Source organism: Immundisolibacter sp. (genome assembly GCF_050250495.1).
Classification (GTDB): domain Bacteria; phylum Pseudomonadota; class Gammaproteobacteria; order Immundisolibacterales; family Immundisolibacteraceae; genus Immundisolibacter.
Genome location: NZ_JBFWOM010000002.1, coordinates 29731 through 47471, shown reverse-complemented (window position 1 = coordinate 47471; position 17741 = coordinate 29731). Strand labels below are relative to the sequence as shown.

Genomic DNA, 17741 nt, shown 5'->3' with positions numbered 1-17741 from the left:
AGCTACAGCAACAACCCTCGCAGGTCTTCCAGCAGCTCGGCCAGGTGGCGCGTGAAGCGCGCCCCGGCGGCGCCGTCGATGACGCGGTGGTCGTAGGACAGCGACAGCGGCAGCACGAGTCGCGGCTGGAAGGCACTGCCGTCCCACACCGGCTTCATGGCCGCGCGGGACACGCCAAGAATGGCCACCTGCGGCCAGTTGACGATGGGCGTGAACGCCGTGCCGCCGATGCCGCCAAGGCTCGAAATGGTGAACGTGCCGCCCTGCATTTCATCGGCCTTGAGCTTGCGCTCCCGCGCTCGGGCGCTGAGGTCGCCAAGCTCGGCGGCAAGATCGATGACGCCCTTGCGGTCCACGTCGCGGATCACCGGCACCACCAGACCCGCCGGCGTATCGACCGCCACGCCGATGTGGATGTAGCGCTTCACGATCAGCGCCTTGCCGTCCTGTGCGAGGCTGGCGTTGAAGTCCGGGAAGGACTTGAGCGCGCCGGCGCAGACCTTCAGCAGCAGCGCCACCATCGTCAGCTTGGCGCCGCGCGCCTCGGCGGCCTTCGCTTGCGCCTTGCGGAAGGCTTCGAGATCGGTGATGTCGGCCTCGTCGTGCTGCGTGACCTGCGGCACCTGCGGCCACGAGCGGCCGAGGTTCTCGCCGGTGAGCTGGCGGATGCGGCTCAGCGCCACCGACTCGACCTCGCCCCACTGGCTGAAATCGATCGCCGGCAGCGGCGCGAGGCCGCCTCCTGTGCTTGCCGGCGTCGCCCCCTGCATGACGGCCTTCACGAAGGCCTGCACGTCTTCCTGCGTCACGCGGCCCTTGCGCCCGCTGCTCTGGACCCTGGACAGATCGACGCCGAGTTCACGCGCGAAGCGCCGCACCGACGGTGTGGCGTGGGCCGGCTGGCCGGCTGGCGCGGTTGCGACGCTGTCGGCAGCGCGCGGTGCGCTCGGGGTCGCTGGCGCGGGTGCGGACGGCGCAGTGGGCGTAGCGGCGGGCGCCGGTTGTGGCTGAGCGCGCGGCGCCTCGTCGGCAGATGCCGGCGCCGCCGCGGTTTCGACCATCGCCACCACGGTGCCGGTGGCGACCTGGTCGCCCACCTTCACCTTGAGTTCCCGCACCGTGCCGGCAAACGGCGCGGGCAGTTCCGTCGCAGCCTTTTCGGTCTCGACCGTGAGCAGGGCGTCGCCCTCCGCCACGCTGTCGCCCACCTTCACCAGCAGCTCGATCACGTCCGCGTGCTTGCCCTCGCCAAGGTCGGGGCAGGGCACGGGCTGGAGTCCGCCGGGCGCTGACTCTTTGTCCGAAGTCGGCGCGGGCTGGGCAGGCGGCTTGGCGGGCTCGGCCTTGGCAGCCGGCGGCTCGGTCGCCGCCGGTGTGTCCGCGGCGGCGGCTTCGATCACCGCGATCACGTCGCCTTCCTTCACCTTCTGGCCGGCCTTCACGCGCACGGCGGTGACCTTGCCCGAGAACTCGGCCGGCAGCTCCATGGCCGCCTTGTCGGTCTCCAGCGTCAGGATGATGTCGCCGGCGGCTACGGTGTCGCCGGCCTTGATGTTCACTTCGGCCACGTCGGCCTCGTGCACGTTCTCGGCGAGACCGGGCACGATGAGGTTCTGTTCCATTCTTGTTGTCGCTCCCTGCGCTCAGACGGTGGCCGGGTCGGGCCGCTCGGCGTCGATGCCGAGCTTTTTCGCGGCGTCGGTGACGGTCTTGACCGGCAGCGTGCCCTCGTCGGCCAGCGCCTTCAGCGCCGCGTAGGCGATGTGCTCGCGGCTGACCTCGAAGAACTGCCGCAGGCGCCGGCGCGTGTCGCTGCGCCCGAAGCCGTCGGTGCCCAGCACCTCGTAGCGGCCGCGCACCCAGGGGCGAATCTGGTCGGCGTAGGCCTGCATGTAGTCGGTGGCGGCGATCACCGGTCCGTCGCTGCCGTCGAGACACTGCTCCACGTAGCTCTGGCGCGGCTTGGCGGTCGGGTGCAGGCGGTTCCAGCGCTGCACGGACAGACCGTCGCGGCGCAGCTCGTTGAAGCTGGTGGCGCTCCACACGTCGGCCTCGACGCCGTACTCCCGCAGCAGCTCGGCCGCCGCCTGTACCTCGCGCAGGATGGCGCCGCTGCCGAGCAGCTGCACGCGCAGCGGTTTGGTCTTGGTCTTCTTGGCCGCCGCGGGCTTGTCGCCTGCGGCGCTGGGCAGCCGGTACAGGCCGCGCAGGATGCCGTCCCGCGCGCCCTGCGGCATCGGCGGGTGGGCGTAGTTCTCGTTCTCGACCGTGATGTAGTAGTAGACGCTCTCGTCGGCCTCGTACATGCGCCGCATGCCGTCCTGGATGATGACGCTGAGTTCGTACAGATAAGCCGGGTCGTAGGCGATGCAGTTCGGGATGGTCGAGGCCAGCAGGTGGCTGTGGCCGTCCTGGTGTTGCAGGCCCTCGCCGGCCAGCGTGGTGCGCCCGGCCGTGCCGCCGATGAGGAACCCGCGCGTGCGCATGTCGCCGGCCGCCCAGGCGAAGTCGCCGACGCGCTGGAAGCCGAACATCGAATAGAAGATGTAGAACGGAATCATCGACACGCCGTGCGTGGCGTAGGACGTGCCGGCGGCGATCCACGAGCAGAACGCGCCGGCCTCGTTGATGCCTTCTTCCAGAATCTGGCCCTTCTTGTCCTCGCGGTAGAACATGAAGTGGCCGGCGTCCTCGGGCTCGTAGAGCTGGCCTTCCGGCGCGTAGATGCCGAGCTGGCGGAACAGGCCCTCCATGCCGAAGGTGCGCGCCTCGTCCGGCACGATCGGCACCAGGTGCCGGCCGATGTTCGGGTCCTTCGACAGCTGCGTCAGGATGCGCACGAAGGCCATGGTGGTCGAGATGTCGCGCTCGCCGGTGCCTTCCAGCAGCTTCTCGAAGGCGTCGATGCCCGGCACCTTGAGGCGCGGCGCCTGGGCGCGGCGGGCTGGCAGCGAACCGCCGAGCGCTGCGCGCCGCTCGCGCAGATACTTCATCTCCGGGCTGTCGTCGGCCGGCTTGTAGTACGGAATCTTGGCGAGCTCCGCGTCGGCGATCGGCAACCGGAAGCGGTCGCGGAACGCGCGCACCTGCTCGTCGGTCATCTTTTTCTGCTGGTGGGTGATGTTCTGACCCTCGCCCGCCGTGCCCATGCCGTAGCCCTTGACGGTCTTGAACAGGATCACCGTCGGCTGGCCGCGGTGCTTCACGGCGGCATCGAACGCGGCGTAGATCTTCAGCGGGTCGTTGCCGCCGCGGCGCAGGCGGTAGATGTCGTCGTCCGACAGGTGCTCCACCAGGCGCAGCGTTTCCGGGTACTTGCCGAAGAAGCGCTCGCGCGTGTACTTGCCGCCGCGCGCCTTGTAGGCCTGGTACTCGCCGTCGAGGGCCTCTTCCATGCGCTTGCGCAGCAGGCCGCTGCGGTCGCGGGCGAGCAGGTCATCCCACTCGGAGCCCCAGATCACCTTGATCACGTTCCAGCCGTTGCCGCGGAACTCGCTTTCGAGCTCCTGGATGATCTTGCCGTTGCCGCGCACGGGGCCGTCCAGGCGCTGCAGGTTGCAGTTGACGACGAAGATCAGGTTGTCGAGCTTCTCGCGCCCGGCCACGGACAGCGCGCCGCGCGACTCGGGCTCGTCCATCTCGCCGTCGCCGAGGAAGGCGTACACCTTGCGGTCGTCCATGGGCGCGATTTCACGGCGGTCCAGATACGCCATGAATCGCGCCTGGTAGATCGCCATCATCGGCGCGAGCCCCATCGACACCGTCGGCAGGCTCCAGAACTCCGGCATCAGCCACGGGTGCGGGTAGGACGACAGCCCGCCGCCGTCGGCGAGTTCCTGGCGAAAGTTGTTGAGGTCGCGTTCCGTGAGGCGGCCTTCGAGGAAGGCCCGCGCGTACATGCCAGGCGAGGTGTGGCCCTGGAAGAACACCAGGTCACCGGCGCCGGCGTCGCCAGGCGCGTGGAAGAAGTGGTTGAAGCCGACCTCGTAGATGGTGGCAAGCGAGGCGTAGCTCGCGATATGGCCGCCAAGCTCGGTCGATTCGCGGTTGGCGCGCGTGACCATCGCCATGGCGTTCCAGCGCAGCGCTGCGCGGATGCGGCCTTCGAGTTCGAGATCGCCGGGATACGCCGGCTGGTGGTCGGCGGGGATGGTGTTGACGTAGGCGGTGTGCAGGCCCTGCGGCAGTGTCACGCCGAGCTTGCCGGCTTCGTCGATCAGCGTTTCGATGATGAAGCGCGCCCGCGCGTCGCCTTCCACCGCCGTGAGCGAGCGCAGCGCGTCCAGCCAGTCGCGCGTTTCGAGGGGGTCTACGTCGTGCGCAGCTACCGCAGGCAGGCCGCCTTCCGGTTTGTTCATGCAGGATCTCCGCGTGTGGTTTGAAGCCGGAGCAGGCCGGCGGCCCTGTGTCTGCCGCGGCCCGGAGCCCGTGCCGGGGGGTGGCCCCGACGGGCTTGAGTTTACCAGCGGCCCCAAGCGCGCCAGCCGCCATCGGATAATGCGGTCTTTGCCCGTGCGAGCCCCGATGGACACGCTGACGATCGCCCGCCCCGACGACTGCCACCTGCACCTGCGCGACGGCCCGGCGCTGGCCGCGGTGCTGGCGGACACCGCGCGGCGCTTTGCCCGGGCGGTGGTGATGCCGAACCTGCGCCCGCCGCTGACCACCGTGGCCGCTGCGCTGGCCTACGGCGAGCGCATCCGGGCGGCGCTGCCGGCGGGGGCGGATTTCACGCCGTTGCTGACGCTGTATCTGACCGAAGCCACGACCGGTGAGGAACTGCGGGCCGCCAAGGCCGCCGGTATCGTCGGCGTCAAGCTCTACCCGGCCGGTGCCACCACACATTCGGATGCCGGCGTGCGGCGCGTCGAGGCCATCTACCCGCAGCTTGAAGTGATGCAGGCCATCGACCTGCCGCTGCTGGTGCACGGCGAGGTCACCGACCCGGCGGTGGACGTGTTCGACCGCGAGGCGGTGTTCATCGAGCGGCACCTCGCGCCGGTGGTCGAGCGCTTTGCGCTGCTGCGCGTGGTGCTGGAGCACATCACCACGCGCGAGGGCGTGGACTTCGTGCTCGGCGCGCGGGCGGGCGTCGCGGCCAGCATCACCCCGCAGCATCTGTCCATGAACCGCGGCGCGCTGTTCGAGGGCGGTCTGCGCCCGCACCACTACTGCCTGCCGGTGCTCAAGCGCGAGGAGCACCGCGAGGCCGTGCTGGCGGCGGCGATCTCGGGTGACGCAAAGTTCTTTCTGGGCACCGACAGCGCGCCGCACCCGCTGCGCGACAAGCACAGCGCCTGCGGCTGCGCCGGCATCTACAGCGCGCACGCGGGCATCGAGCTGTACGCCGAGGCGTTCGAGGCTGCCGGTGCGCTAGCCAAACTCGAAGCCTTCGCGAGTCACCACGGCGCCGATTTCTACCGCCTGCCGCGCAATACCGGCACGCTCACGCTGCGCCGTGCGCCGGCCCGGGTGCCGGACAGCCTGCCGTTTGGCGACGACGTGCTGGTGCCGCTGCGTGCCGGTGGGCAGGTGGCCTGGCAGGTGGTGGATTGACCGACCACGCTGATGGGCGTGGGAGCGGCGCCCTCGCCGCGAATCTTGGAACAACCGGTCATTCGGCCCGAGGGCGGGCCTCCCACAAGGTCATCGGGAGTAGCACATGCTGGAAACGCTGCGCGAGCGCATCGAGGGGCCGCTGCGGTCGCGGCTTGAGCCGGTGGTTGCCTGGCTTGCCGCGCGGCAGGTCACGCCCAACCAGGTCACGCTGGCGGCGCTCGCCGTCAGCGCGTTGGCGGCCGTGCTCATCGCCTTCGGCTGGCTGCGCCTGGGCGCGCTGGTGCTGATCGTGGCGAGCCTGGGTGATCTCGTGGACGGAATGCTGGCGCGAAGTACCGATCAGGCGAGCCCGTTCGGCGCGTTCTTCGACTCCACGCTCGATCGCATCGGCGAGGGCGCCGTGCTGGCGGCGGTGGCCTACCACTTTGCCGTCGCCGATCGCCCGCTGCTGGTTGCGCTGGTAGTGGTCGCGCTGCTGGGATCGCTGCTGGTCAGCTACACGCGCGCCCGCGCCGAGGCGCTCGGGGTCGACTGCAAGGTCGGCCTGATGAGCCGCGCCGAGCGGCTGGTGCTGGTCATCGCCGGTCTGCTGCTTGGCCTGCTCGGGCCGGCCATCGCGGCGATGGCGGTGCTGTCCCTCTACACCGTAGGCGAGCGCATGGCGCACGTGCGGGACGCACTCGAAGATATCGATTCGTGACCCGGCGCGGTGGCTGTGCCGGCTTGGCCCTCGGCGCAGGACGCTGCCGCTGCCGCCGGGCGGCTCACGCTGCGCGCAGTCCCGACACGGCGCCGCTGGCCCAATCGAGGGCTTCGAGGTAGGCGGCCGGCGCCAGTTGCGCGTCGAGCGCCTCCAGGGCCGGGTTTTCAAAGTCGCCGCGTTCGATGGCCAGCACGCCCGCCAGGATGCGCCCGAGTGGCCCCGTGTGCTCCAGCACCGCGGCGCGGACTTCGTCGGCCAGCGGCAGGTCGTCCAGCAACTGCTCCAGCGGCTTGTCCAGCAGGGAGTCGAGACCCGAGAACAGGCCGGCGGTGAAGGCCGAGTCCGCCGCGTCGCGTCCGGGCGGCGCCAACATCGCGCACAGCCGCGCACGCGCCAGCAGCGTGCTGGTCAGCTCGTGCGGTACGTCCTTGGAGCCGGTCAGCGCCAGCAGCGTCGCCATGTCGCGGATGCGCCGCTGGCCCAGGATGACAATGGCCTGGGCGATGGAGGTGATCTTGCGCGGCAGGTTGAAGGCGGCCGAGTTGGCATAGCGCAGCAGCCGGTAGCTGAGCGACACGCTGCGCTGGATCACGTTCTGCACGTCCTGCAGCTGCGAGCGCGGGCTGTGCAGCACCGCCAGCAGCTGCATCACGCCGAGGCGATCCTCGAACAGGGTGCGGCTCGCCACGAGCTTCGGGCGGGCAAAGAAATAGCCCTGGAACAGATCGAAGCCGAGCGACTGGCACAGCGCGAACTGCTCGTGGGTCTCGACTTTCTCGGCGATCAGCGCCACCGAGTGTTTGCGCAGGGCGGACACGTGCTCGGCCAGTTCCGCCTCGGGCACGGCCTGCAAGTCCACCTTCGCGAAGTGCGCCAGTTCGAGCAGCGGCAGCGTGCCCTCGTGGACCAGCAGGTCGTCCACGCTGATGCCGTAGCCGCTGGCCCGCAGCCGGCTGACGGATTCCAGCAGGTTGTCGTCAAACGCCGCGTCCGGCATCAGCTGCAGCACCAGCTGCTTGGGGTCGAACAGGCGCAGCAGGTTGTCGTCGAGGATCTCCGGCGTTACGTGAATGAACGCGCGCGCCTTGCCGACCACCCGTTGAACACCCATTTCGAGGAAGGTGTTGATCAGCACGTCCGCGGACGCGCGCGCGTCGGACTTGTCGGCATGGTCAGTGTCGCCGGCCCGGTACAGCAGCTCGTAGGCGACCGGTTTCAGGTCCTTGTTGAAGATCGGCTGGCGGCCGAGATAGATGTTGCGCATGCCCTGCAAGCTCCTGCGTCCGGCGCCAATCCCGTGTGGGTTCTGCCGGCGGTCATGTGCGTGTATCGGCCGGCCCCGGCGCCACTTGATAGCGGGTGGTGGGCTGGATCATCGCGAGGGTCCGGCAGGGTTCACGTCGCGCATGGCCGCGATGGCGATCGCCGCCACCAGCAGCGGCGCGCCGAACACCAGGAAATACGCCGCAAAGCGCGGTTGCAGCATCGCCAGCCAGCCGCCCGCCAGCGGCCCGAAGATCGACCCGATGCGCCCCCAGGCCTGCGCCGAGCCAACGCCGGTGGCGCGCACGGCGCTCGGGTAGACCTGTGTTGCGATCGGGTACAGGCCGACCTGCGCCGCGCCCGCGAACAGGCCGGTGGCGAAGCAGGCGCCCATCACCACCGCGTACCGCCCGTCGCCGAGGGCAATGGCCATGATGGAGGCCGCGCCGAGGGCGAAGAAGGTCGCCAGCATGTGGCGCGGGTTGTAGCGCGACGACAGCCACGCCAGCACCAGCGCGCCGAGCACACCGCCGATGCCGAACACCACCGCCGTGCGGATGGCCCGGGCGAGCGGCACGCCGGCGTCGACCAGCAATTTGGGCAGCCAGCTCATCAGGAAGAACAGCACCAGCAGGTTGATGAAGAACGCCAGCCACAGCAGCAGCGTGTTGCGCACACGCCCGTCGCGCAGCAGCGCGGTCACGCCGACATGCGCCGCCGGCTCGGGCACGGTGTAGCGGTCCTGCGCGGCGTAGCCGCCGGCCGGGTCGGCGCGCGCGAGCAGTCGCGCCAGCGCGGCGCCGCTGCCGTCGCGTCGCGCGAGGAACTGCGGCGATTCCGGCAACAGCCATACCAGCAGCACGGCTAGCACCAGAGGCAGACCGCCGCCGACGAGGAACATGGCCCGCCAGCCGTGCTCGACCACGAGACTGCCGGCGATCAGGCCACCCACCATGCCGCCCACCGAAAAGCCGATATACATCAGCGTCACCAGCAGCGCGCGGTGGCGGGTGGGCGCGCACTCGGCGACCAGCGTCACGGCGTTCGGCAGCGCCCCGCCAAGACCAAGGCCGGTCAGCAGGCGCAGCGCCATGAGTTGCGTGATGTCGCTGACGAACGCCGTCGCCAGCGTGCCGCCGCCGAACAGGGCGACGCAGAAGATCGTCGTATGACGCCGCCCGAGGCGGTCGCCGAGTGTGCCGAACACGAGCGCGCCGACCGTCATGCCGACCAGCGCGGCGCCGAACACCGGCCCCAGCCGGTCGTTGCCGATGCCGAACTCGGCCGCGATCTGCGGCGCCGTGAAGCCGATGATCTGCGCGTCGAGCCCGTCGGTGACGGCCACCGCGAAGGTGAGCGCCAGCACCAGCCAGTGCAGCGGCCCGAGCGACGCCGCGCCGAGCCGCGCGGCCACGTCCCAGGTGCGGGGTAGTCGATTCATCGGTGTTTCCGTGGGCGGGAGATTGAAGCGAAGGGCGGCTGCGCCCTAGTCGGGCCCGACGACGCGCGCGCTCAGCGTGTAGGTGGCCGCCGCCGCCAGCAAGATCACCGCCCCGAAGCCGCTGAAGTAGTGCGCCAGCGGCACGCCCGAATGCAGCAGCTGGCCGCCGATCAGCGGCCCCAGTACCGAGCCGACGCGCCCGCAGCCGAGCGCCCAGCCGATGCCGGTGGCGCGCAGCGCGCTCGGGTATGCCGCCGCGGCCAGCGCGTGCAGCGTGATCTGCGCGCCGAACACGAAAAACCCGGCCAGCGCCGCGGCCGTCACGTAGGCGGCAAAGCTGCCGGTGGCGTGGCCGACCGCGGCGAGACTCAGGGCCGCCAGCACGAAGGCGCTGCCGATCACCCGCCGCGCGTCGAGGTAACGGCACACCACCGCCAGCAGCAGCGGCCCGATCACGCCGCCGAGGTTCAGCGCCAGCGCCGCGAGCGAGCCCTGCTGCGGGCTGAAGCCGGCCTTGCCGGCGAGGTACGGCACCCAGTTGACCAGGAAGAACATCACCATCATGTTGACGAAAAGGCCCAGCCACAGGCGCCGCGTGTCGGCGCCGAGCGGCGGTGCGAACAGCCGCCGCACGCCGCCGGGGGCCGCGGCGCCATGGTCCCGCCGGGCGTGCGGGACATCCGGCAGGTAGCGATACAGCACCGGAATCAGCAGCAGCGGCAGAACGCCACCTACCACGTACAGCGACCGCCAGCCGAAGCGCGGCACCAGCGGCACGGCGAGCGCCGCGCACAGCATGCCGCCGAGCGCGAAGCCCACGAGGCCGATGCTGACCAACAGCGGCCGCTGGCGCGCGGAGGCGTGTTCGGAGATCAGCGCGGTGGCGTTCGGCACCGCGCCGCCCAGACCCAGCCCGGTCAGGAAGCGCAGCGCGAGCAGCGAGGTGTAGCCCGTGGCGAGCGCCGTGAGGCCGGCGAACACGCCGAACAGCGCACAGCACAGCATCAGCACCCGCGCACGGCCGATGCGATCGCCGAGCGGGGCAATCAGCACCGAGCCGCCGATCATGCCGAGGATGCCGACTGCGAACACCGGCCCAAGACGCGCCGCCGGCAGCGCCCAGTCGGCGGCGATGGCCGGCGCGGTGAGCGCGATCACCAGCATGTCGAAGCCGTCCAGCACGATCACCAGCAGGCACAGCGCCACCACGCGCGCGGTGGTCCGCCCGCAGCACGCGACCGGGGCCGCGTCGATGCTCGCCTCCATGTCTCTCCCCTCGATCTTTTTGCAGTGCCGCCGCGGTCGTGGCGAAGCCAACTGGTTTTATTCCGGTCGGACCGGTGGCCCAACGATAACCCGGCCCGTGCCCGCCGGGCTGCTTACAATGCGGGCACCCCTCACATCGCCGCCCACGCCATGCCGAGCCCGCTGCTGCCCGTTTCCCCCGCCGCCCGCGAGCGCGCCCGCGGGCTGCTCGAATTCATCGACGCGAGCCCGAGCCCGTGGCATGTGGTCGCGAGCGCCGTCGCGATGCTGGAGCGCGCCGGTTACCGGCCGCTCGATGAGACGGCGTCCTGGCGACTCGCGCCGGGCGATCGCTGTTACGTGATCCGCGACGGCTCGACGCTGGCGGCGTTCCGGATAGGCCAGGCATCGCCGGTCGAAGCGGGAGTGCGCCTGATCGGTGCGCATACCGACTCGCCGGGCCTGCGCGTGAAGCCGCGCGCCGGCGAGGCCCGCGGCGACTGGCTGCGCCTTGGCGTCGAGATTTACGGCGGGCCGATCCTGGCGACGTTCACGGACCGGGATCTCGGCCTCGCCGGCAGGGTGGCGCTGCGCGCGCCGACGGCGCCGCTGGGTGTCGACAGCCGCCTGGTGCGTTTCGATGGCCCGTTGCTGCGCATTCCGAACCTCGCCATACACCTCAACCGCAAGGTCAACGAGGACGGCCTGAAGCTCGACCGCCAGGCGGCGCTGCCGCCGATCCTGGGCGCTGTCGAGGAGGGGCTGCCGGCCGCCGAGCACCTGACGCGGCTGCTCGCTGCGCAGCTCGCGGTCGAGCCGGCCGACATCCTGGGCTTCGATCTGAACGTCTACGACACTCAGCCGGGCGCGTTCTTCGGCCCGCAGCAGGAGTTCATCGCCGACTCGCAGCTCGACAACCTTGGGTCCAGTCATGCGGCGCTCGCGGCGCTGCTCGATACCGATGCCGACCCGCCGCCAGCGACCTCGCTGTGCCTGCTGTTCGATCACGAGGAGGTGGGCTCGACCAGCGCCAAGGGCGCCGACGGCAGCTTTCTCGACGACGTGCTGGAGCGCATCGCGCTCGGTGGCGGCCTCGACCGTGCCGATTACCGGCGCATGCTGGCACGCAGCGTGCTGGTCAGCGCCGACATGGCGCACGCGTTTCACCCCGGCCACGCCGGCGCCTACGACGACCAGCACCGCGTGCACCTGAACGGCGGCCCGGTCATCAAGACCAACGCCAGCCAGCGCTACACCACGGACGGCCTGTCGGCTGGCGTGTTCCAGCTGGCCTGCGAGCGCGCCGGGGTGCCCTGGCAGGCCTACGTGCAGCGCACCGACATGGCCTGCGGCAGCACCATCGGCCCGCTGGCGGCGTCGCGCCTGGGCCTGCGCAGCGTGGACGTGGGCAACCCCATGTGGGCCATGCACAGCGCCCGCGAGAGCGCCGGCGCCGCCGACCACGACGCTATGTGCCGGGCCTTGATGGAGTTTTTTCGGGCCTGAAAACGCCGTTGTCGCTTATCCCCAGCGGCTGTGGATAACTTTGTGGACTACTGCCGGAACAAGCCCGCCAAGCGCGCATGAATGCGAGCCCGAGCACAGATTGCCCAGCATTTAATCAATTCTTCATGTTCATTATGGAACAGTCAGTTAAAGCGTATTTCGAAGCCGAATCGGGAGCCGATCTCCGGTTTCGCCGCCCTGCACAAGGACTTTTCCTGCGCTGTGGGGAAATCGTGTCCCCCGGCCTTGTTTCGCGCCCTGAACTAGGCTAGGCGCGCTTTCCCGCGATTCCTTCAGCTTGCCCCGCACCGGACCCGTCATGATCCTGACCCATTTGCAACGCCTCGAAGCTGAAAGCATCCACATCCTGCGGGAAGTGGTGGCCGAGGCAGACCGGCCGGTGATGCTGTACTCGATCGGCAAGGACAGCGCGGTGATGCTGCACCTGGCCCGCAAGGCGTTCTTCCCGGCGCCGCCGCCGTTCCCGCTGCTGCACGTGGACACCACCTGGAAGTTCCGCGACATGTACGCCCTGCGCGAGCGCATGGCCGCCGAGCTCGGCATGCAGCTGCTGGTCTACCAGAACCCGGAAGCCAAGGCGCTGGGCATCAACCCGTTCGACCACGGCTCGCAGATTCACACCGATATGTGGAAGACGCAGGGCCTGAAGCAGGCGCTGGACCTGCACGGCTTCGATGCGGCCTTCGGCGGCGCGCGGCGCGACGAGGAAAAATCCCGCGCCAAGGAGCGCATCTTCTCGTTCCGCAGCGCCCAGCATCAGTGGGACCCGAAGAACCAGCGCCCTGAGCTGTGGCGCCTGTACAACGGCCGCAAGACCAAGGGCGAGTCGATCCGCGTGTTCCCGATCAGCAACTGGACCGAGCTCGACGTGTGGCAGTACATCCACCTCGAAAACATCCCGATCGTGCCGCTGTACTTCGCCGCCGAGCGGCCGGTGGTGGAGCGCGACGGCACGCTGATCATGGTGGACGACGAGCGCATGCGCCTGCGCCCCGGCGAGGCGCCGATGATGAAAAAGGTGCGCTTTCGCACGCTCGGCTGCTATCCGCTGTCCGGTGCCGTCGAGTCCGAAGCCGACACGCTGACCGCCATCATCCAGGAGATGCTGCTGACGCGGACCTCCGAGCGCCAGGGCCGCATGATCGACCACGACGCGGCGGCGTCCATGGAAAAGAAAAAGCAGGAGGGCTACTTCTGATGGCGCACGTGTCGGACCTGATCGCAAGCGACATCGAGGCCTACCTCGTCCAGCACGAGCGCAAGAGCCTGCTGCGCTTCATCACCTGCGGCAGCGTCGACGACGGCAAGAGCACCCTGATCGGGCGCCTGCTGTTCGAGTCGAAGATGCTGTTCGACGACCAGCTCGCCGCCATCGAGGCGGACAGCAAGCGCTGGGGCACGCAGGGCGGCGACATCGATTTCGCGCTGCTGGTGGACGGGCTGGCCGCCGAGCGCGAGCAGGGCATCACCATCGACGTCGCCTACCGCTTCTTCAGCACCGACCGGCGCAAGTTCATCGTCGCCGACACGCCGGGCCACGAGCAGTACACGCGCAACATGATCACCGGCGCCTCCACGGCGGACCTGGCGGTGATCCTCATCGACGCGCGCAAGGGCGTGCTCACGCAGACCCGCCGCCACAGTTATCTGGTGTCGCTGATCGGCATCCGTCACGTGGTGCTCGCCATCAACAAGATGGACCTCGTGGATTACGACGAGGCCGCGTTCCGGCGCATCGAGGACGACTACCGCGCGTTCGCGGCGCAGATCGGCCTTGCCGACATCACCGCCATCCCGCTGTCCGGCCTCAAGGGCGACAACATCGTCGAGCCGAGCGAGCGCACGCCCTGGTACCACGGCCCGACGCTGATGGCGTTTCTCGAAACCTGCGAGCTGGACGACACGCGCCTGCAAGGCGGCCCGCTGCGGCTGCCGGTGCAGTGGGTGAACCGCCCGAACCTCGACTTTCGCGGTTTCTGCGGCCTGATTGCGAGCGGCAGCGTGCGCCCGGGAGATCGGGTGCGCGTGCTGCCGTCCGGGCGCGAGAGCCGCGTGGCGCGCATCGTGGCCTTTGGTGGCGACTGGCCGCAGGCGGTGGCCGGCCAGTCGGTGACACTGACGCTGGAGGACGAGATCGACATCTCGCGCGGCGACGTGATCTGCGCCGCCGACGCGCCGGCCGAAGTGGCGGACCAGTTCGAGTGCACGCTGGTGTGGATGGCGGACGAGCCCATGCTGCCGGGCCGCCCGTACTGGCTGAAGCTCGGCACGCGCACGGTCAGCGCCACCGTCACCGAGCCCAAGTACAAGGTCAACGTGAACACGCTGGAGCACCTTGCGGCCAAGCAGCTCGAGCTGAACGAAATCGGCGTGTGCAACCTCGCGCTCGACCGCGCGCTGCCGTTCGACCCCTACACCGCGAACCGCGACACCGGCGGCTTCATCCTCATCGACCGCCTGACCAACGCCACCGTCGGCGCCGGCATGCTGCACTTCGCGCTGCGCCGCGCGCACAACATTCACCTGCAGGCGGTCGACATCGACAAGGCGGCCCGCGCAGGCCTCATGGGCCACAAGCCGGCGGTGCTGTGGTTCACCGGCCTGTCCGGCGCCGGCAAGTCGACCATCGCGAACCTGGTCGAGAAAAAACTCCACGCCGCCGGCTGCCACAGCTATCTGCTGGACGGCGACAACGTGCGCCACGGCCTGAGCAAGGACCTCGGCTTCACCGATGCCGACCGGGTGGAGAACATCCGCCGCGTGGCGGAAGTCGCCAGGCTGATGGTGGACGCCGGCCTGCTGGTGCTGACCGCCTTCATCTCGCCGTTCCGCGCCGAGCGGGCGCTGGCGCGCGGCCTGCTGGAGGAGGGCGAGTTCATCGAAATCCACGTCGACACGCCGCTGGCGGTCGCCGAATCGCGCGACGTGAAGGGCCTGTACAAGAAGGCGCGCCGCGGCGAACTCAAGAACTTCACCGGCATCGATTCGCCTTACGAGCCGCCGCAGACGCCGGAGTTGCGTCTCGACACCGGCGCGCTGTCGGCCGACGAGGCCGCCGACGCCGTGCTGGCGCTGCTGCGCGAGCGCGGCCTGATCGGTGCGTAAACGCGGGTGCTTAAACCTGCTGGGCGCTGGACGGCGCTGCTGCTGATGGCCGCGGCGGTGCCGGTCGGCGCCATCGTGGCCGGCGCCCCGCCCGACAGTCCCGCCGCGCGGGTGGATGCCAACCGGCCGGATTCGCCGTTCGCCGGCGTCGGCAGCATCCGTGTGCTGGCCGCCGATGGACGCGCGACGGCCGGCGTCTACAGCGGCTGTCTCGTCGCCCCGCGCTGGGTGCTGACCGCCGGTCACGTCGCCGCCGGCCAGCCCGCCGGGCGCCTGCGCTTCAACCTCAACCTGACCGGTGATCTCAGCCACCCGCTCGCCGTGCGACGGGTGGTGCTGCACCCGAATTTCCGCGCCCTGGCCGGCCAGCGCTACGCGGACGATCTTGCGCTGCTCGAACTCGCCGAGCCGGCGCCGGCTGGCGCGCCGACCTACGTGCTGGCCACGACGCCGTTGCACCCCGGCGCGGTGTTGACGCTGGTCGGCTACGGTGCAACCGGCAGCGGCGCGGGTGGCGAGACAGTGCCCGGCGCGGCGCAGGTACGGCGCGTGGCGCTCAACAGCGCCGACGTGCTGGAGGTCGTGCCGCCCATGCGCGTGCCGCAGGTGTACCTGTTCGACTTCGACGGGCCGCTCGACAGGGGCTTCATGGGCGGCCCGACGCTCGGCAACACGCTGGAAGGCACGCTTGCGGGCGGCGATTCCGGCAGCCCGGCGCTGCTGCGTGACACCGACGGCCGCTGGCGGGTCGCCGGCGTCAACACCTTCGTGTTCGGCCGCGCGGGCGGTCCGCCGACGCCGCGCTTCGGCTCGGGCGGCGGCGGCATGCTCATCGCGCCCTACGCCGGCTGGATCGCCGGCACAATCGGCGCACCGCCGCGTTGACCGCTTTCTGACCCACCGAACATGCCCCCGACCCGCCTGCACTGGCTGCAACACGTGCCCTTCGAGGGCCTGGGCTTCATCGCGCCGTGGGCGCACGGGCGCGGGTTCGCGCTGTCCTGCACGCGCCTGTACGCGGACGAGACCTTGCCGACGCCCGACGCCTTCGACTGGCTGGTGGTGATGGGCGGGCCGATGGGCGTCTACGAGGCCGACCAGTACCCACACCTCACGGCCGAGATCGCGCTCATCGAGGCGGCGATTGCCGCCGGCCGGCGGGTGCTCGGCGTGTGCCTCGGCGCGCAGCTCATCGCCGCGGCGCTCGGCGCGCGGGTGTTCGCGTCCGGTTGGCGCGAGATCGGCTGGTTCCCGGTCGAGGCGGTGGCGGATTCCGGCAGCCCCTTCGCGGCCGACCTGCCGGCACCGCAGACGCTGTTCCACTGGCACGGCGACACCTTCGACCTGCCGGTCGGCGCGCGGCACATCGCGCGCAGCGCGCACTTCGAGCAGCAGGCGTTCAGCTACGGCGAGCGCGTGCTGGCCGTGCAGTGCCACCCGGAGATGGACCCGCCCGGCGTCGCGGCGCTCGCCGACACCTTCGGCGCGCGCCTGAAACCGTCGGCGAGCGTGCAGTCGGCGGACGCCATGCGCGCCGAGCAGGCGCATTTCGAGCCGGCCCGGCGCCTGCTCCACGCCTGGCTCGACCGACTCGCCGCCGCCTGAGGTGAGCCGCCCGCGCGCCGCGCCGGGTCTGGGACTGGTCCTCACCGGCGGTGGTGCGCGCACGGCGTATCAGGTCGGCGCGCTGCTGGCGATCAGCGACTGGCTCGGCCGGCCGCGGCGATCGCCGTTTACCGTCATCACTGGCAGCTCGGCCGGCGCCATCAACGCGAGCGTGCTGGCCACGCGCGCCGGCAACTTCGCGCGCGGCGTCGAGGGCCTGGCCGGCGTGTGGCACACGCTGCGCGTGGGCGACGTGTTCCGCTGCGACCGCCGCGCCATCTACGGCCGCGCCGCGCACTGGCTGTGGGCGTTGCTGCGCGGCGGACTCGCCGGCCACAACCCCCGCGCGCTGCTGGACTGCCAGCCGCTGCGGGCGCTGCTGGAGCGGCACGTGAACTTCGCGCGCATCGATTTCTCGCTGCGCCGCGGCGCGCTCGACGCGGTCGGGCTTACCGCGTCGGGCTACGGCAGCGGGCGCGGCGTGACGTTCTATCAGGCGGTGAGCGAGCTGCCGCCGTGGAGCCGCGAACGGATGCTGAGCCAGCCGGTCGAGTTGACGCTGGATCACGTGATGGCGTCGGTGGCCATCCCGCTGCTGTTCGAGGCGGTGCGCATCGATGATGACTGGTACGGCGACGGCTCCATGCGCGACCACACGCCGCTGTCGACTGCCATCAACCTTGGCGCCGAGCGTCTGCTGGTGCTGTCCACGCGCAACAGCGATCCGGTGCCGCTGCCGCACCCGCCGCCGTACCCTACGCTCGGCAAGATCGCCGGTTACGTGCTGGATTCGCTGTTCATGGATGGCGTCGGCCCGAACCTGGAGCGCCTGCAGGGCCTGAACGAGCTGGTGCAGCGGGCGGGCGCCGAACCGCCGCAGCGCTATGGCCGCCGCCTGCGGCACGTCGACGCCGCGGTGCTCACGCCGAGCGTCGACCTGCGCGCGCTCGCCACGCGCCACAGCGGCCGCTTTCCGCGCCCGGTGCGGCGCCTGTTGCGCGGCATCGGCGCCTTCGGCGAGCTGTCGCCGCTGCCGAGCTACTTGCTGTTCGACGGCGCGTTCTGCAGCGAGCTGATGGATCTGGGCTACGCGGACGCCGAGCGGCGCAAGGACGCCGTCATGGCGACGCTGATCGGGCCGGAAGACCGGACGCCGATCCACGATCTTCGCGGGTTGCAGGCATAAGAATATGAGAATTAAATAATTCTAAAGAATAAGCCGCGTCCGTACCCTGACGGTCCCCGATTCTGCTGTCAGGTGCCGTCGTTAATGGCTGCCTCCGATCTCGTCCT

The 17741-nt window shown here is 70.2% G+C and carries 13 protein-coding genes; 8 read left to right on the top strand and 5 right to left on the bottom strand.

All coding sequences use genetic code 11. The annotated features are described in order from the left end of the window. Positions 1-2: 2 nt before the first annotated feature. Positions 3-1622: a dihydrolipoyllysine-residue acetyltransferase gene (aceF, locus tag AB7F93_RS02130; protein ID WP_428301232.1), complete on the bottom strand. Its 1620-nt coding sequence runs from the start codon at positions 1620-1622 to the stop codon at positions 3-5. A gap of 21 nt (positions 1623-1643) precedes the next feature. Then, on the bottom strand, positions 1644-4358 hold the full coding sequence (gene aceE / locus AB7F93_RS02125; protein WP_428301231.1) for a pyruvate dehydrogenase (acetyl-transferring), homodimeric type: 2715 nt from the start codon (positions 4356-4358) through the stop codon (positions 1644-1646). A gap of 166 nt (positions 4359-4524) precedes the next feature. On the opposite strand from aceE, the gene pyrC reads away from it, so the two are divergent. Together pyrC and AB7F93_RS02115 are read left to right on the top strand one after the other, a co-directional pair. After that, on the top strand, positions 4525-5556 hold the full coding sequence (pyrC, locus tag AB7F93_RS02120; protein WP_428301230.1) for a dihydroorotase: 1032 nt from the start codon (positions 4525-4527) through the stop codon (positions 5554-5556). A gap of 106 nt (positions 5557-5662) precedes the next feature. Then, positions 5663-6259 (top strand): CDP-alcohol phosphatidyltransferase family protein, encoded by a 597-nt coding sequence (locus AB7F93_RS02115; RefSeq protein WP_428301229.1) that lies wholly within the window; start codon positions 5663-5665, stop codon positions 6257-6259. A gap of 64 nt (positions 6260-6323) precedes the next feature. Here AB7F93_RS02115 and AB7F93_RS02110 read toward each other — a convergent pair whose 3' ends face one another. The 3 genes from AB7F93_RS02110 to AB7F93_RS02100 form a co-directional block, all read right to left on the bottom strand. After that, complete coding sequence (locus AB7F93_RS02110; protein WP_428301228.1) at positions 6324-7526, bottom strand: EAL and HDOD domain-containing protein; 1203 nt, start codon at positions 7524-7526, stop codon at positions 6324-6326. Positions 7527-7634: 108 nt separating this feature from the next. Next, on the bottom strand, positions 7635-8966 hold the full coding sequence (locus AB7F93_RS02105) for an MFS transporter (RefSeq protein WP_428301227.1): 1332 nt from the start codon (positions 8964-8966) through the stop codon (positions 7635-7637). Between the two features lie 45 nt (positions 8967-9011). Further along, positions 9012-10232 (bottom strand): MFS transporter, encoded by a 1221-nt coding sequence (locus AB7F93_RS02100; RefSeq protein ID WP_428301226.1) that lies wholly within the window; start codon positions 10230-10232, stop codon positions 9012-9014. Positions 10233-10382: 150 nt separating this feature from the next. Here AB7F93_RS02100 and AB7F93_RS02095 point away from each other — a divergent pair, with 150 nt between their 5' ends. The 6 genes from AB7F93_RS02095 to AB7F93_RS02070 all read left to right on the top strand — a co-directional run bounded on the left by AB7F93_RS02095 (position 10383) and on the right by AB7F93_RS02070 (position 17634). Continuing rightward, positions 10383-11717, top strand: a complete 1335-nt coding sequence (locus tag AB7F93_RS02095) for a M18 family aminopeptidase (RefSeq protein WP_428301225.1) — start codon at positions 10383-10385, stop codon at positions 11715-11717. A gap of 319 nt (positions 11718-12036) precedes the next feature. Next, a complete protein-coding gene (gene cysD, locus AB7F93_RS02090) occupies positions 12037-12936 on the top strand; it encodes a sulfate adenylyltransferase subunit CysD (protein ID WP_428301224.1) in 900 nt (299 codons plus the stop codon). Beyond that, a complete protein-coding gene (gene cysN / locus AB7F93_RS02085; RefSeq protein ID WP_428301223.1) occupies positions 12936-14843 on the top strand; it encodes a sulfate adenylyltransferase subunit CysN in 1908 nt (635 codons plus the stop codon). The genes cysD and cysN overlap by 1 nt, the downstream gene beginning before the upstream one ends. 6 nt (positions 14844-14849) lie before the next feature. After that, the gene (locus tag AB7F93_RS02080) at positions 14850-15728 is read left to right on the top strand and encodes a trypsin-like serine protease (RefSeq protein ID WP_428301222.1); all 879 of its coding nucleotides are present in this window, start codon (positions 14850-14852) and stop codon (positions 15726-15728) included. A 21-nt stretch (positions 15729-15749) separates the two neighbouring features. Continuing rightward, a complete protein-coding gene (locus AB7F93_RS02075; protein ID WP_428301221.1) occupies positions 15750-16448 on the top strand; it encodes a type 1 glutamine amidotransferase in 699 nt (232 codons plus the stop codon). 1 nt (position 16449) lies between these two features. After that, positions 16450-17634, top strand: coding sequence for a patatin-like phospholipase family protein (locus AB7F93_RS02070; protein WP_428301220.1), 1185 nt, complete (start codon positions 16450-16452; stop codon positions 17632-17634). Positions 17635-17741: the final 107 nt, after the last annotated feature.